Origin of the sequence: Colwellia sp. 75C3 (assembly GCF_002836255.1) — a bacterium.
Classification (GTDB): Bacteria; Pseudomonadota; Gammaproteobacteria; order Enterobacterales; family Alteromonadaceae; genus Colwellia.
Genome location: NZ_PJAU01000056.1, coordinates 153,673 through 169,632 on the forward strand (window position 1 = coordinate 153,673; position 15,960 = coordinate 169,632).

The window sequence follows — 15,960 nt, forward strand, 5'->3', positions numbered from 1 at the left end:
ACGCACCAAGATAAGCGGCATTATAGCAAGTGTTTACGGGGGAGAATAGCGTTAGATAAGAGTAAATTACTTAATTATAAAAGTGGCTGAATATTCGCTCACAACTCACTCAACATAATCTAATAGTAGCTAAACACTCTTCCAGCCATACTCTTATTTAAACCGATAACCACAGCTAAAGTTAAAGGTTATCGGCATATTTGTTTAACACCATGAGTGAATTAGTTTTTAATTCGTCAAGCATTAGTAACTGATTTTCACTTAGCGGTTCGGCTTGGCAATGTGATTCTAAGTGATGGCATAGCTGATATAACCTAACTAAGCCTAAAGCAATAGCTGCGCCTTTGAGTTTATGAAGCTTTTGCTGTTGCTCACTCATTGTTAAGTTAGCAAAGTCACGATATTCATTGTTAACTTGTTGGCAAAATAACAACGCCAGTTGTTTTACTTTATCACTGCCTAAATACTCAATATCTTGATTTGGGATTTCAGCATCAAATAACAACCCATTGCTATCATCGTTGTCACTCTCTTCACTTAATAAATCATTGTTCTTTATAACGTCTGCCACGGTATCTATACTTAAATTTAAGCCCTCACCTTCTTCAGTTATTGCAGTCGTACCATTTTCAAGGCGCTGATTGAGTAAGCCGGTAACATTTAACATCACTTGAGCAATGCTTGGTTTTAGCTTTTTCATTTGCACCGGTTTTGCGACAAAACCATCAAAACCTGAAGCGATAAACTTAGCAATATCTTCATTAAAAACATGCGCTGATACCGCAATAGTTTTAAAATGTTCTTCTCTTGATTTCGCTATTGCTTTAAGTTTCTTGGAAAGCTCTACACCATCAATATCGGGTAAATTAATATCGAGTAAGGCTAAATCATACTGGTTTTCTAACATGCATTTTAGTGCGCTAGTGCCATCGCTAGCGGCTGTTACGCTATGGCCAAGCTTACCAACCAAAGCACAGGCAACATCAAGGTTGATTTCATTATCTTCAACAATCAATACCTTATAACGTTGTGATAACTCTTTTAATGGCATATTTACTGGCATCGTTATTATTTGTTGTGCAGCAATAGATTCAGAACATGCTTTTTCAATCGGTATACTAAAGGAGAAACAACTGCCTCTATTTTCTTCACTCTGCAGAGATAAATGGCCTTTCATTGCACTCACTAAACGCTGACATATTGCCAAACCTAAGCCCGTACCGGTTGCCGTTTGTAAGTTCGCTACCTGAGTAAAGGCCTGAAAGACACCGCCTTGCTTATCCTTAGCAATACCACAACCGGTATCTGTCACCGAAAAGGTGATATTTGCAGAGCCATTTTTACTTTCATCACTGCTTGATATTGATAAGACAATACTCCCCCTCGATGTGAACTTGATGGCGTTATTAATCAAGTTTATTAAGACTTGCCGTAACTTACCCAAATCAGCAAGGCGCCAAGCGTCAAGATTATCTCCTATTTCAAAGCGTAATATTAACGCCTTATTGCTCGCCCTAGCTTGCATTAAATGAATAACATCTTGTCCTAGCCTCGCTAAATCAATAGCGCGATAAGAGAGTTCAATATGCCCTGCCTCTATTTTAGAGTAATCAAGAATATCATTGAGAATATCGAGTAAGCTTTCTCCTGAATACAGAATAGTCTGGGCATATTTAGCTTGTTCTGGCGTAAGCGTGGTATCAGTTAATCGCTCTAACGTACCAATCATGCCATTCATTGGTGTACGTATTTCATGGCTCATACTGGCCAAAAAGACTGACTTAGCTCTATTGGCTTGCTCTGCTTGTTGTTTGGCTAAGGCATGTGCTTCAGACTCATTATTTAACTTTTCATTGGTAGATATTAACTCTTGAGTTCGAGCATTAATTAGTTGTTCAAGATTTTCTTTGTGTAAGCGTAATTCTTTTTCTGTCTGACGTTGCTCATTTTCAAGTTGCTGCTTTTTAATGGCATTCTCTCTAAAAACATCGAGTGCATCGGCCATATATTTTAACTCTTCATCGTTTGATGATTCAACAGTGACTTCAAGATCGCCAGCTGCCAGCTTTTCAATTGCATCGGTGTGTTTTTGTAATTTAAACACAATGCCTTGATATACAACTTTCCACATCACAAATATGATAACGATAAGTGATAATAACGTGGTGATTAAAAAAACATTCTGCGACCAAGAAACCAGCTTTTGATGTTGAAAACTGGTTTGCTTAGCTAACTCACCTTGACGTTTAATTAAGCTCAAAATTTCTTGATTTAATTGGTCTAACTGATTAGAAATATGCTGATGTAATAAATTTTGTTTTTGTTCTAATTCAATCGCTCTTTGTTGATAGACAATAAAATTGTCAAATAATTTCAGTTTATCTAGCGCTGAACGAGCTAAGTTAAATCGGTAGGGATCAGTAATGGCATTTACTAAATGGTGTATTAATAACAAATGGGCATTTTTTTCATTCGCAAGTTCACTGAGTGGTTGATATTGCTTCGAGGTAATAACTAAATTGGCAATTTGTTCTAGTTCCAACGCATGTCGTTCTAACGCGGCCATCTTATCAAGCAGGTTAAGATCCTCATCAATGATTAAATCAATATCGTGCTGCGCTTGTTCGAGTTTATCCTTCTGCTCAATCAAATCATAAAGCCCTGATAAACGGACTAAAGCAAATGTACTGGCATTCGCCACTTGTGATTGAGATAACACTGAAATTTCATGTACCGACGTTTTCACTATAAAAAAAGTTTCATCAAGCTGTTGTTGATTAGTAATTTTATCTTTAGCATAACCATCAAGTTGCTCAATATCTTGAGTAATTTCATTCTTTAGTGCTAATAAATCGACTAATTTTTCATTATTAATATTGAGTAATGCAAGGGCTGAAAATTTATCTTCAATAGCTAGATTAAGCAGCACTAGTTGTTGGCTGTTTTTTTGTCGCTGTGCTTCATCTGTGGTGTTTTTTAATAACGTGGTCGCGTGAGTTATTTTCAAGCTAATATTTGCCAACTCTCGGGCACTTGAGAGTGTCGGTAATGTTTGTTGCGTTATGGTATCGCCGGTACTTGCAATAAGGCTAAGACCATTCCATGCAACGATACTGACAAACAATAACAAACCAGCTACAAAGCTAAAGGCAAATAATAATTTGTTACCTATACTTCGACGAAAGTGCAATGTAATATCCTCTTTTACTGAGCGATTAATTAGTTTTTAAATAGAGTTTCTTTGTGAAAATATCTTTAATTTTACTGCTAACCATGGTTAATTCTTTACTTTTTCTGTCACCCGCAGCTTATTCTGCTGAAGCGGTGACAAAGAGTAAACAGCCAATGCACAAAATAAAAATCTGTGCTGTCTATCCTCACCTGAAAGATTCTTATTGGCTTAGTATCAATTTTGGCATGACTGAACAAGCAAAACAAAGTTCAATTGAGTTAAAAGTGCTTGAAGCGGGTGGTTATCAAAATACTAATGAACAGTTAAAACAAATAGAACAATGCATTCACTGGCAAGCAAGTGCAATATTAATTGGCTCAGTTAATTTTGAGCAATTGAATCAAAAGCTTGCACAAGTAAACCAGCATACGCCAATTTTTGCCTTAGTAAATGAAATTTCGCCAAAAAGCATTACAGGAAGAACAGGCGTCTCCTGGTATCAAATGGGCTATAAATTAGGAGAGTACCTGGTTAAAAGGCACAAAATAAAAGCTAACCAATCTCCTGCTCAGCTTGCTTGGTTTCCAGGACCTAAAAGTGGTGGTGGTAGTTCACAATCAACAAAAGGTTTACAAGCGGCCCTAGCGCACAGCAATATCGGAATAGTGACGATACAGCACGGTTTAAATGAAAAAATCACCCAATTCTCTTTACTAAAAAGTACCTTGAAAAAATATAAAAACATCGATTACTTAGCGGGTAATGCGGTCATGGCTGAAATGGCAATTAATGAAGTTGCGCAATTAGCTAAAGATCAGCAACCCAAAATCCTTAGCCATTATCTTAGTCACGGGGTGTATAGAGGCATAAAGCGTCAAAAAATCTTAATGGCGAATTCAGACCAGATGGTATTACAGGGGAGAATGGCCATCAATCAAGCTGTCACTTATTTGTTAACCGGTAAATTAAAAGCAGACCAAGGCCCTGAAATTATCACTCTAGACCAAAGCAATATAAATACACTGGATGCTGAGTTATCCTTATCACCCAGTCATTTTAAACCTATTTATCGGGTTAATAATAATTAACATTAACAATAACTTAACTTAACTTACGTCAGCAGCAAATAAGTAGCCTTCACCATGAATAGTGATAAAAATTTGTGGTTCTTTGGCATTATCTTCAATTTTATTACGTAATCGTCGAACAAGTACATCGATAGTTCTATCATTCGGGGCATCAACACGATGATCAATAAGATTAAGTAATCGATCCCGATTTAGTACCCTACTTGGGTTAGCAACAAAAGCGACTAACATGTCATATTCAGCTTTAGTCAACTTCACTGGGACATTGTTTTTGAGTAGTTTACGCTTAGGAATATCAAACGTGCATTGGCCAAAACGAAATAAATCATCATCTTCAATTGGCGTCGCTTGCGTTGTAATCGCCGGCATTTGTTCAGTCAAAGAAATTCGCCATAAAATATTTTTAACTCTAACTAATAGCTCCCTTAATTCAAACGGCTTAGTAACATAATCATCTGCGCCCATTTCTAAGCCGATTATTTTATCTATAGAGTCAGTACGACCCGTCACCAATATAATGCCTATATTAGAACGACTACGTAAATTGCGCGTGATCATCAAACCATCTTCATCCGGCAGATTAATATCTAACATGACTAAATCAATGTGATGCTTTTCTAATACCACATCCATTTGTGTTTTATTTTCTGCTTCACTTACCTGATAGCCGGCATGTTGAAAATAACCGACCAACTTGGCTCGCGTTATCGCTTCATCTTCAACCACTAAAATATGTTTATTGTTCAAGCTTTATTTCCTATTAGCTTATTTATACCAAGTACATTAATTAATTGACCACTTAGCGAGAGTTAAAAGGCTTAGAGGCAAGGCATTGATTGAAATTAATAACGACGCATGTAAGCCTTTACCTTTAATTAGGCACTCGCCCTTTGGGAGTTCATTAGCAAACTAATAACGGCACAAAATTAAATAAATATAGAATAACTATGTTTAAGTAATTTCGCTTGTTCTAAGTTGGCTAATACAACTCGACGTTGATCAATTAATTAGCGTAATTGGTATTATCAAAAATCGAGTAACATTTTTACATATTGCGTTCATTTAACTACACAACGCTGTTCATAACTGACCGTTACAATAACTCAATCAACAAATAGTTTATCTGATGTATATCAATCTTGGAGTTCTAAGTTATGAGTAAAATAATAAACACAGCAAATCGTCTTCTAGTTGGCACCATGTTACTAACTTGCCCTTTTTTAGCAAGTAGCGAAGAAAGTAAAGAAACATTATTTAATGGCACCTTCAGTGGATCGTTAGAAATGGCCTCTGATTATGTTTTCCGTGGTGAGTCAGAAACAGCCGATGGTGACATTCCTGCTATTAAAGGTAGCTTTACTTGGACGCATGAAGATGGTGTTTATGCCGGTGTATTCGGCGCAACCAATAAATTTGAATCGTCACCTGATATAAGAGCAGTGCTTGCGCCTTATATTGGAAAATTCGGCACCTTTGGTGATACCGACATTAGCTACAATGTTTTTGTATTCCACTATACCTATCCTGGTGTTGAAAACATGGATTACACCGAACTTTGGATGGAAGTTGCTAAAGATTTTGGTCCGGTAAACATGAAGCTTGAAATAACCCCAACACTAAATGACTGGTTTGGTGTTGAAGGCTGGAGTGGCGTTAACTATGCCATTCACCCAAGTACCACCTTTGATAATGGCATAAAAGTGTCGGGCTCTGTTGGTTATCAGGAGCTATCTGGTGAAGGTGCTGAAGGCTGGACTCACTGGAACTTAGGTATGAGTAAGAATTTATATGGCTTAAATGTTGATGTACGTTATCACGACTCTGATGTTGATAGTTCCCATAAAGTTTACGGGTCAGAAGAAGGACAAAAGATATTTGACCAACGTTTTGTTTTTAGTGTCAGCAAAAGCTTCTAGTGCTGAATTCTCAATAATTCATAGATCATATTTGACCCAATTTAAAGCAGCTGAACCTAAAGGTTAAGCTGTTTTTTATTGCTGCTAAAGCATTTTAAGCGTTCCTCTCCCCCCAAAAAATTCTTACCAAATACCGTGATGTCTCACTTCGAGACTTAATTAATGCAACAGAATACTGTTCATATTTTTTCACAATTTTACCCAAGCTGACATTTACCCCTTCATCGTCATTCATATCACTTAACTATAATAAACTATCAAACCAATTCCTCTAATGAATGACAGGAGTTTCAGCATGACAACGAAACAAATAGATCAAGAAGAAAGTAAAAAAAGAAAGCGTAAAGAGCTCAAAGCACTAGGTTTTATTATTGTGGTGTTATTTCCCATGTTAAGTGTTTTCGCTGTCGGTGGTTATGGTCTGATTATTTGGTTAATGCAAATATTCGGCGGCGTAACACCTCATTAATATTACGATAAAACGATAAGAAATAAGGAATATACAATGAAATGGTTAATGAATCTTTGGCAAACACTGAACAAACCTGCCAAATACTTAACATTAGGCTCAATTAGTCTAACCGCTTTTGTCATGGGCATTATCTTTTGGGGCGGTTTCAATACGGCACTAGAAGCGACAAATACTGAAGAGTTTTGTATCAGCTGTCACAGTATGGAAAGCAAACCTTATCAAGAATTACAACAGACAGTGCATTGGTCTAATCATTCAGGTGTACGCGCGACCTGCCCGGATTGTCATGTACCGCATAATTGGGGACGTAAAATAGCGCGTAAAATGGAAGCATCAAGTGATGTTTGGGGCTGGGTTTTTAACACAGTTAACACCAGTGAAAAATTCGAAGATAAACGTTTAGAAATGGCATCTCGTGAATGGGCACGTTTCGAGAGAGATGACTCATTGGCGTGTAAAAATTGTCATAACTATGACTCAATGAAATGGGAAAGCATGTCTAAGTTGGCACAAAAACAAATGAAACGTGCCGCAGAAAAAGATCAAAGCTGTGTCGATTGCCACAAAGGCATAGCCCATACGTTGCCTGATATGGGCACCGCAAGAGCACCACAATTAATCGCTGAAGTGGGTACTGGGCCAAGTAAGTTCACCAATGAACAATACTACTTCAGTGCCTTGACCAAGCCATTGTTTTTTAGCGCTAAAGGTGATGTAGAAGCAGGTACATTGAATGTCGCGACTAAGGTTAAAATATTAGAAAGTAAAGAAAATAGAGTGAAAGTTTCCATTAGTGGTTGGCGTAAACAAATTGGTGCTGGTCGAGTCATTTATTTTGATTTTGGTATCAATATGCTGACAGCACAATTATCAAAAGAAGCGGCAAAAACTGAAGGTGTCATCAATGGTTTTGAAGAAAAAGAAGACGAGATGACAGGCTTGAAATGGCAACGTGTTGAAACGACATTATGGACTGATGCCGAATACCTAATTACCGAACAGCAACCGCTTTGGGATTATGCTCGTACCACGTTTAGAAGCAGCTGTAGTGTTTGTCACACCCAACCTGACGAAGCTCACTTTGACGCCAATACTTGGCCAGGTATGTTCCAAGGCATGATAGCTTTTGTCAACATGGATCAAGACACACAAGCGCTGGTACAAAAATACCTGCAACAACATTCATCTACTTTTGTTAAAAAAGAACATTAATCGGAGCCTATCCCATGAAAGAAATAATCATGAAAAGAAGAAATTTTTTAAAGGGCATTTTAGCGACATCATTTACCGTTATTAGTACGGCATCGGTTTTAACACCGTTGACCGCTTTAGCAAAAATAGGGGCTAAAAACCGTGATGATTGGCTAACAACAGGTTCTCATTTTGGAGCCTTTAAAATCAAACGGAAAAATGGTGTTATTGATCAAGTAAAACCCTTTGATTTAGATAAATATCCAACCGATATGATCAACGGAGTTAAAGGGCTAGTTTATAACCCTTCACGTATTCGCTACCCAATGGTGCGCTTAGACTTTTTGCTCAAGGGCCATAAAAGTGATACTACCCAACGTGGTGATTTTCGTTTTGTACGAGTTACTTGGGATCAAGCCTTAACGTTATTTAAACAATCACTTGATGAAATACAAACGAATTATGGCCCCTCTGGTTTGCACGCAGGTCAAACGGGCTGGCGTGCCACTGGGCAATTACATTCTAGTACTAGCCACATGCAACGCGCTGTTGGTATGCACGGTAATTTTGTTAAAAAGATTGGTGATTACTCTACCGGCGCAGGTCAAACAATTTTACCGTATGTTTTAGGCTCAACCGAAGTATATGCTCAAGGCACTTCTTGGCCATTAATTTTAGACAATGCTAAGACAATCGTATTATGGGCGAACGACCCTTATAAAAACTTACAAGTGGGCTGGAATGCGGAAACTCATGAAAGTTTTGAATATCTTGCTCAGCTAAAAGAAAAAGTAAAACAAGGTAAGATCCGTGTGATCAGCATAGATCCCGTGGCATCAAAAACACAAGATTACTTAGGTTGTGAAAAAATCTATGTTAATCCACAAACTGATGTTGCCTTAATGCTGGCTATTGCTTATGAACTTTATAGCAACAACTTACATGACAAAGAATTTATTGAAGGTTACAGCCTCGGTTTCGACCGCTTTGTACCGTATTTAACCGGCGAAGAAGATGGTATTCCAAAAACAGTCGAGTGGGCAGAGAAAATTACCGCAGTACCTGCCGAGGTAATTAAAGAACTGGCTAAAACCATGGTCGCTGGTCGTACACAATTATTAATGGGTTGGTGTATTCAGCGTCAACAACATGGTGAACAACCTTATTGGATGGCTGCTGTATTAGCGACCATGATAGGTCAAATTGGTTTACCTGGTGGCGGCATTAGTTATGGTCACCATTATTCAAGTATTGGTGTGCCCTCTTCTGGCGCAGCAGCACCGGGAGCTTTCCCTCGTAATGTAGACGAAGGTCAAAAGCCAATATTTGATAATAATGATTTTAAAGGTGCCAGTAGTACTATTCCTGTCGCGCGCTGGATTGACGCTATATTAGCACCAGGTAAAGTCATTGATGCCAATGGTGCCAAAGTGACTTACCCTGATATAAAAATGATGATTTTCTCGGGTAATAATCCTTGGAATCATCATCAAGATAGAAATCGTATGAAAAAAGCATTTCATAAATTGGAATGTGTGGTCAGTATCGATATCAACTGGACGGCAACCTGTCGTTTCTCAGATATTGTTCTACCAGCCTGTACTACCATGGAAAGAAACGACATCGATATTTATGGGAGTTATGCTAATCGTGGTTTGCTTGCCATGCAGAAAATGGTAGAGCCACTATTTGATAGCTTATCCGACTATGAAATATTCACTCGCTTTGCCAAAGTTTTAGGCAAAGAAAAAGAATACACCCGCGGTATGACTGAGTTTGATTGGCTAACAAAACTCTATAATGATTGTAAAAAAGCTAATGACGGTAAGTTTGTTATGCCTGAGTTTGAACAATTTTGGCAAGATGGATATGTACACTTTGGCGAAGGTAAACCCTGGACTCGTCATGCAGATTTTAGAGAAGATCCTGAGATAAACCCGTTAGGCACACCTTCAGGAATGATTGAGATACACAGTAGAAAAATAGAACGTTATCAATATGATGATTGTAAAGGCCATCCAACGTGGATGGAAAAAAGTGAACGTAGCCACGGTGGTCCTGGCTCAGAAAAACATCCTATTTGGATGCAGTCTTGCCACCCGGACAAACGTTTGCATTCACAAATGTGTGAATCAAAAGAATATCGTTCTACTTATACAGTACAAGACAGAGAGCCTGTTTATTTAAATCCAGCGGATGCTAAACACCGCGGCATTAAAAATGGCGACGTGGTTAGAGTATTCAACGACCGTGGCCAATTACTTGCTGGCGCAGTAGTAAGTGATAACTTCCCTGAAGGTGTTATTCGTATACATGAAGGTGCTTGGTATGGTCCTGTAGGAGACGATGGCAGTACCACAGGTGGAGCTGAAATTGGCGCACTTTGTAGCTATGGCGATCCAAATACTTTAACCCAAGATATTGGCTCATCTAAATTAGCTCAAGCTTGCTCTGCTTACACATGTTTAGTAGATTATGAGAAATTTACCGGTAAATTGCCGCAGGTAACTTCATTTTCTGGACCATTGGAGATTGGCGCATGAAGCAACAAATACCCGATATGACAAAAGAGATAGCTGAAGAAAATCAAGCGAGAGCCATAGTTTATAATTTTCTCTCCTCTTTATTTGCTAAAGAAGTAAATACAGATTTAGTTGAACAACTTACCTCGAAAGAAGGCCAGCGCTTTTTAAGCTCGCTTTCCCTTGAAGCAAAGTTAGCCGCTCCAATAGATGATATTAATACTAAATTAACTCAGCTAAATAGTGAAGAATCGCTGTTAGAACTGGCCGCTGATTTTTGTGGCTTATTCTTAGTTGATGGTAGAACAAGTGTTTCACTTTATGCTGGACAGTATATTGCTAATGAGCCTAGTGATGTGATTAGTGGTAATAATAAAGCCGATAAAATACAGATCTTTGGCGAATTACATCAGCAGATGACTGAGTTTTTAACAAACAGTAATATGCAGATACACAGTGACTTTCCAGAGCCGGCCGATCATCTTGCAGTTATACTTGCGTATCTTGGCCACCTTTGCTTATCCACCAGTGTAGATAACCAAATCAACTTCATCGAAACATATTTGATGACTTGGTTAGCTGATTTTACTCAGCAAGTAAAAAAGCATGATGCGGGTCATTTCTACGCGGCAGTGGCAGAGCTAACGTTTGAATGGGTTAAGTTAGAGGTAAATGACTAAATAACTCGTTAAGTAGATCCTACTGTGTAGAAATTAAGTTAATTACCATTGAAAAAAAGCTGACTCGTTCAGCTTTTTTTATTGCCAAAATTTAGCCGATAACACTTTTATCAGTAAAGCATTGAATTTTTTATACTTACAATAAGCTCCTTTACTCTAACTAATATATCGACGTCAGATAAGACCCATCGATTGCATGGTTTGTATAATAAAGATTTAGCGTATAAAGTGTACTATGACAAATAAAAACAAATACACTAATAGAGTGATAAAAAAGTCATGGCTAAAATAGTTACTTACTGTAATCAAAAAGGTGGCGTAGGGAAAACAACATCAGCAGTCACTTTCGCTGTAGACTTACAGCGTAGAGGTCATAGTGTATTGATGTTTGATGCTGACCCACAGCTCAGTGCCTACAATTGGGCTGGGGCATCTCAAGAAACTGATGGTTTTCCTGTTGAAATAAGAGTACTAGAAAATAATGCTAAATTCATCAGTAAAGAGCTAAAGAAGTATTTCGATAGCTATGACTATATTATTATCGATTCCCCGCCTAATTTAGAGAATGGTATATTAAGAAGATGCTTACTAATTAGTGATGCTTACGTGCTTTCTTTTATTCCTAAAAGCTTAGAATTATCTGCATTACCCCCCATTAAAGCTTATATCGAAGATGTTGATATTATGCGTTCTGAAATTGACTCATACCCGCTAAAGGGGGGGTTATTTTATAACATGGTCAATAATACTCGATTGGTAAAAGCCGTTATTGATGTGGTAGAAAGCGATAAATTATTTCCTGTTTTTAATGCCCGTATTAGGACTAGTACGCTAGTTCCAGAATCACAGTTGCTTGGATTAACTATTTTCGAGATGGGGGCAAAGGGTAAAAAACTGCAGGAAGACTTTACAGCACTCACTGATGAAATTATTGAATTAATTTAAAGGAAGACATCATGGCAAAAGATCTCAGTCAAGCCGCTAGAAATACAAGTAATAAAGCGCAAAAAACAAGTAAAGACCGCTTCGATAAAGCAGATATCTTACTTGCAAAAAAAGAAGTGAGTTTTGCTGCTAAAAATACAAAAAATACAGTCAAAAAAAAGAAGGCTGACATTGTTCAAGATTCCGTTGTGCCATGTCAATTCAAGTTACTACAATCAGAAGACAACTTAATTGACAGCATTAAGCTACGTTTTGCTATTCAAGGCATGACATTGAATAAGAGTGAAATACTCCGAACGGCAATAAAGGCATTAGAGCGTCAAACTGATAAACAGTTAAAAACAACATTTTCCTCGGTCGAAAAAATTAAAGCAAGCGAAGATCATAGTGCCGCATTGGATTTAAAAAGCGTGGAACATTATAGCGCTGCTCAGCAAATACCTATTGATAAATCCAACGATGAGCATATTTCAAATATAAAAGCCGCTCATGAAAAACAACTGCTCTTGCAAGAATCTCATATCACAGAACTTCGTGGATACATTGAAAGTTATAAACAGCAAATAGATAAACAAGGCTTATCGCAAGAATCTCATATCACAGAGCTTCGAAAAGACATTGATTATTATAAGCAGCAAATAGATAAACAACAGCAAACCATTGATAACTTACATCACAGCTATGATACGGTTATGACCTCTTTATTAGAGGAAAAAAGAATAGATCATAATATAAGAGAATTGTCCGCCGACGCTGGATTTGAAATAGATAAAAATAATGAAAGGCTAAAAGAACTCGCTACGTCACCTCAAAGTACACTGATGACCACACCAGAGGTAGCAGATAATCAGCAATCAACTGACATAGCAGATAATCAGCAAGCAACTGACATAGCAGATAATCAGCAAGCAACTGACATAGCAGATAATCAGCAAGCAACTGACATAGCAGATAATCTGCAATCAACTGACATAGCAGATAATCAGCAATCCGCTGGCATAGCAGATAATCAGCAATCCGCTGACATTGAAGATAATCAACAATCAACTGACATAGAAGATAATCAACAATCAACTGACAGAGAAGATAATCAGCAATCCGCTGACATAGCAGATAATCAGCAATCCGCTGACATTGAAGATAATCAACAATCCGCTGACATAGCAGATAATCACCAATCCGCTGACATAGCAGATAATCAGCAATCCGCTGACATAGCAGATAATCAACAATCAACTGACATAGCAGATAATCAGCAATCAGCTGACATAGAAGATAATCAGCAATCCGCTGACATAGCAGATAATCAGCAATCCGCTGACATAGAAGATAATCTGCAATCCGCTGACATAGAAATAACTGCTCCCCTCTGCCCTAGTGAACAAATATTACCTGAACCCGAGCAGTTATTTGCTCAAGCGGTGATCATGAGGCAAGAAGCCGAAAGCGAAAAAGCCTTCTTATTATTTGAACAAGCAGCAAAACGAGGACATTCAAAAGCAATGGGCGCGATGGGAAGGTCATACTTTCTTGGAGAAGGTATTGACGAAGATCAATTATCAGGCCTCGCTTGGTTAATTAATGCCGCTGAGCAGAATTTACCTCCCGCTGTGACTAGAGTTAAATATTTTCAAGAAAATGATGCTGATTTATACCAAGAAGCGCTAATTTTGTCAGCCGAGTTATATCAAGCAGAGTAATTTATTTGGTTACTTAGCGGGAATTAAAAGACTTAGGCCTTGTATAGAGCGTAGCAAGGTATATAGATGACGTAGAAGAAGTAAGTAATGGATACGAAGTAAGTGTCTATCTGTGTATCTAATAAGCGCGGTTATGAATTGTATCAATTTTAACATGACGTTTTTTCTTATAAAGAAAAAGTATTAAATTCTGAGGGATTTAGGTATTGATAATTTTTAGACATTATTGCCGCGAGATAGTCCTATAGTCTTCAATTATATTATATGGGTAATTATTGTAGCAATATAGTTTTATTATTTTATGATTGTACTAAACAGAGTGTTTAGTAAAAAGATGGTACCCGGAGCCGGACTTGAACCGGCACGCTTTTCGGCGAGGGATTTTAAATTCTTCGTGTAATCGCAAACATAAATAGTTTACTCATTGATATTAAATGGTTTTATAATTAATACTTTACTTATTAGATACTGATTTTCCAATTAAACACATGAATCAGCGTACAATATAGCTATAAAGTAACTTATGCCATGACGACAAAATAACAATATGAAGATAACGCACAAAGTGAAAAGAGTTTTACTGTTTTTTATTTCAATAATGATTACCAATCTTGCATGTGCAACGACAACATCGATCAACTCAGATACATGCGGAAATCTGCGAGATTCAATGTTGAAGATGTGGGCACCACATAAAAATAATAACCTAAGCACCGATGCCGTTTGCCTAGAATCAACTGACGATACTAATAAAAACTGCCATAAACGGGTAATTGAAGTATCAACAGCCAAAACTGAATCAGTGCTATCTTCAGAGCGAGTAAACCAAAGAGCACAACTCAAAAGGAAAAAAGAAATACAACAACTAGAAAACTAACATTCATTCGCAGATAATGATAAGTAATAATCAAAATTACGACCCTGTAACAAAATCTGTGTAACTGCCTATCATTAATACCCATATAGGGTTTAGGATAGGCAGACTATGAACAAGAAAGAACTAGAGGTATTTGCTAAACAAGCAGCCAAAGGTATTAAGTCAGAACAAGACTTAATCGACTTTCGTAGAATATTAACCAAGATAACCGTTGAAGCCGCTTTAAACGCAGAGCTTGAAGAACATCTTGTTTATGCTCTTCATGAGCAATCCACCACGAACAATAGCCGAAATGGCTACCCCTCTAAATCTATTCGCACTGAAGATGGTCAAGTTGACCTTGAAACACCACGTGATAGAGAAGGAAACTTTGAACCTAAATTAGTCAAAAAGAACCAAACGCGGTTTACCTCAATGGACGACAAAATCTTGTATCTATATGCCAAAGGCATGACGACAAGGGAAATCGTTGATACGTTCAAGGAAATGTATGATGCAGATATCTCACCCACACTGATATCTCGTGTCACCAATGCGGTTATCGAGCAAGTCATTGAATGGCAAGCCAGAGCTTTAGATTCAGTCTACCCCATTGTTTACCTCGACTGTTTAGTCGTAAAAATCAGACAAGACAAACACGTTATCAATAAAGCTATTTATCTGGCTTTAGGCGTGAATACCGAAGGTCATAAAGAGCTACGCGGCATGTGGATATCGGAAAACGAAGGGGCTAAGTTCTGGTTGAACGTACTGACTGAACTTCAAAACCGAAGGGTAAATGACATCCTCATTGCGTGTGTCGATGGCCTGAAAGGTTTCCCTGAAGCAATTAATACCGTATTCCCTCAAACCCAAGTTCAGCTCTGTATTGTTCATATGGTACGTAACTCTATGAAGTATGTGCCCTGGAAGGATTACAAGGCTGTCACCGGTGATTTAAAGCGCATATATCAATCAGTGACAGAAGAAGAGGCGCTACTTGAACTCGATAATTTCTGCTTACGTTGGGATGGTAAATACCCACAAATCAGTCGGTCTTGGCGTGCGCATTGGACGAACCTAAATACGTTATTCAAATACCCTCAAGACATACGGAAAGCCATCTATACGACGAATGCGATAAAGTCACTGAACAGTGTTATTCGAAAGGCAGTTAAGAAACGTAAACTATTTCCCTCTGATGATTCAGCGAGAAAAGTAGTTTATCTTGCAATAGGTGCGGCATCCAAAAAATGGACGATGCCGATAAGAAACTGGAAAACGGCCTTGAATCGATTTATGATTGAGTTCGAAGACCGTCTAAAGGAATTTATTTAAAACTGGCAGTTACACAAAATCTGTTACAGGGTCTGAAAAAAGTAATCCTTAGATACTTTCTCCTTATATACTGGTGTATT

The 15,960-nt window shown here is 37.9% G+C and carries 12 protein-coding genes; 10 read left to right on the forward strand and 2 right to left on the reverse strand.

The genetic code is table 11. From position 1 onward, the window contains the following. Positions 1 to 181: 181 nt before the first annotated feature. Positions 182 to 3,190, reverse strand: a complete 3,009-nt coding sequence (gene torS / locus CXF85_RS15985) for a TMAO reductase system sensor histidine kinase/response regulator TorS (protein ID WP_101229649.1) — start codon at positions 3,188 to 3,190, stop codon at positions 182 to 184. Positions 3,191 to 3,243: 53 nt separating this feature from the next. On the opposite strand from torS, the gene torT reads away from it, so the two are divergent. Continuing rightward, the gene (gene torT, locus CXF85_RS15990) at positions 3,244 to 4,260 is read left to right on the forward strand and encodes a TMAO reductase system periplasmic protein TorT (protein WP_232771233.1); all 1,017 of its coding nucleotides are present in this window, start codon (positions 3,244 to 3,246) and stop codon (positions 4,258 to 4,260) included. Positions 4,261 to 4,278: 18 nt separating this feature from the next. Here torT and torR read toward each other — a convergent pair whose 3' ends face one another. Then, a complete protein-coding gene (torR, locus tag CXF85_RS15995; RefSeq protein ID WP_101229650.1) occupies positions 4,279 to 5,007 on the reverse strand; it encodes a two-component system response regulator TorR in 729 nt (242 codons plus the stop codon). A 407-nt stretch (positions 5,008 to 5,414) separates the two neighbouring features. On the opposite strand from torR, the gene CXF85_RS16000 reads away from it, so the two are divergent. The 9 genes from CXF85_RS16000 (at position 5,415) to CXF85_RS16040 (ending at position 15,880) form a co-directional block, all read left to right on the forward strand. Continuing rightward, positions 5,415 to 6,176 (forward strand): TorF family putative porin, encoded by a 762-nt coding sequence (locus CXF85_RS16000; protein WP_101229651.1) that lies wholly within the window; start codon positions 5,415 to 5,417, stop codon positions 6,174 to 6,176. Between the two features lie 295 nt (positions 6,177 to 6,471). After that, complete coding sequence (gene torE, locus CXF85_RS16005; protein WP_101229652.1) at positions 6,472 to 6,645, forward strand: trimethylamine N-oxide reductase system protein TorE; 174 nt, start codon at positions 6,472 to 6,474, stop codon at positions 6,643 to 6,645. A gap of 36 nt (positions 6,646 to 6,681) precedes the next feature. Continuing rightward, the gene (gene torC / locus CXF85_RS16010) at positions 6,682 to 7,860 is read left to right on the forward strand and encodes a pentaheme c-type cytochrome TorC (protein ID WP_101229653.1); all 1,179 of its coding nucleotides are present in this window, start codon (positions 6,682 to 6,684) and stop codon (positions 7,858 to 7,860) included. A 29-nt stretch (positions 7,861 to 7,889) separates the two neighbouring features. After that, a complete protein-coding gene (gene torA / locus CXF85_RS16015; RefSeq protein WP_101229654.1) occupies positions 7,890 to 10,382 on the forward strand; it encodes a trimethylamine-N-oxide reductase TorA in 2,493 nt (830 codons plus the stop codon). Beyond that, positions 10,379 to 11,041 carry a molecular chaperone TorD gene (gene torD, locus CXF85_RS16020; protein ID WP_101229655.1) on the forward strand — a complete coding sequence of 221 codons (663 nt, stop codon included), beginning with the start codon at positions 10,379 to 10,381 and terminating at the stop codon, positions 11,039 to 11,041. Before torA ends, torD begins: the two co-directional genes overlap by 4 nt. 279 nt (positions 11,042 to 11,320) lie before the next feature. Beyond that, the gene (locus CXF85_RS16025; RefSeq protein WP_101229656.1) at positions 11,321 to 11,986 is read left to right on the forward strand and encodes a ParA family protein; all 666 of its coding nucleotides are present in this window, start codon (positions 11,321 to 11,323) and stop codon (positions 11,984 to 11,986) included. A gap of 11 nt (positions 11,987 to 11,997) precedes the next feature. Next, entirely contained in the window at positions 11,998 to 13,686 is a 1,689-nt protein-coding gene (locus CXF85_RS16030; protein WP_101229657.1) for a hypothetical protein, read from the forward strand. 670 nt (positions 13,687 to 14,356) lie between these two features. Beyond that, a complete protein-coding gene (locus tag CXF85_RS22820) occupies positions 14,357 to 14,563 on the forward strand; it encodes a hypothetical protein (RefSeq protein WP_157829122.1) in 207 nt (68 codons plus the stop codon). Positions 14,564 to 14,671: 108 nt separating this feature from the next. Continuing rightward, a complete protein-coding gene (locus tag CXF85_RS16040) occupies positions 14,672 to 15,880 on the forward strand; it encodes an IS256 family transposase (RefSeq protein ID WP_101229659.1) in 1,209 nt (402 codons plus the stop codon). Positions 15,881 to 15,960: the final 80 nt, after the last annotated feature.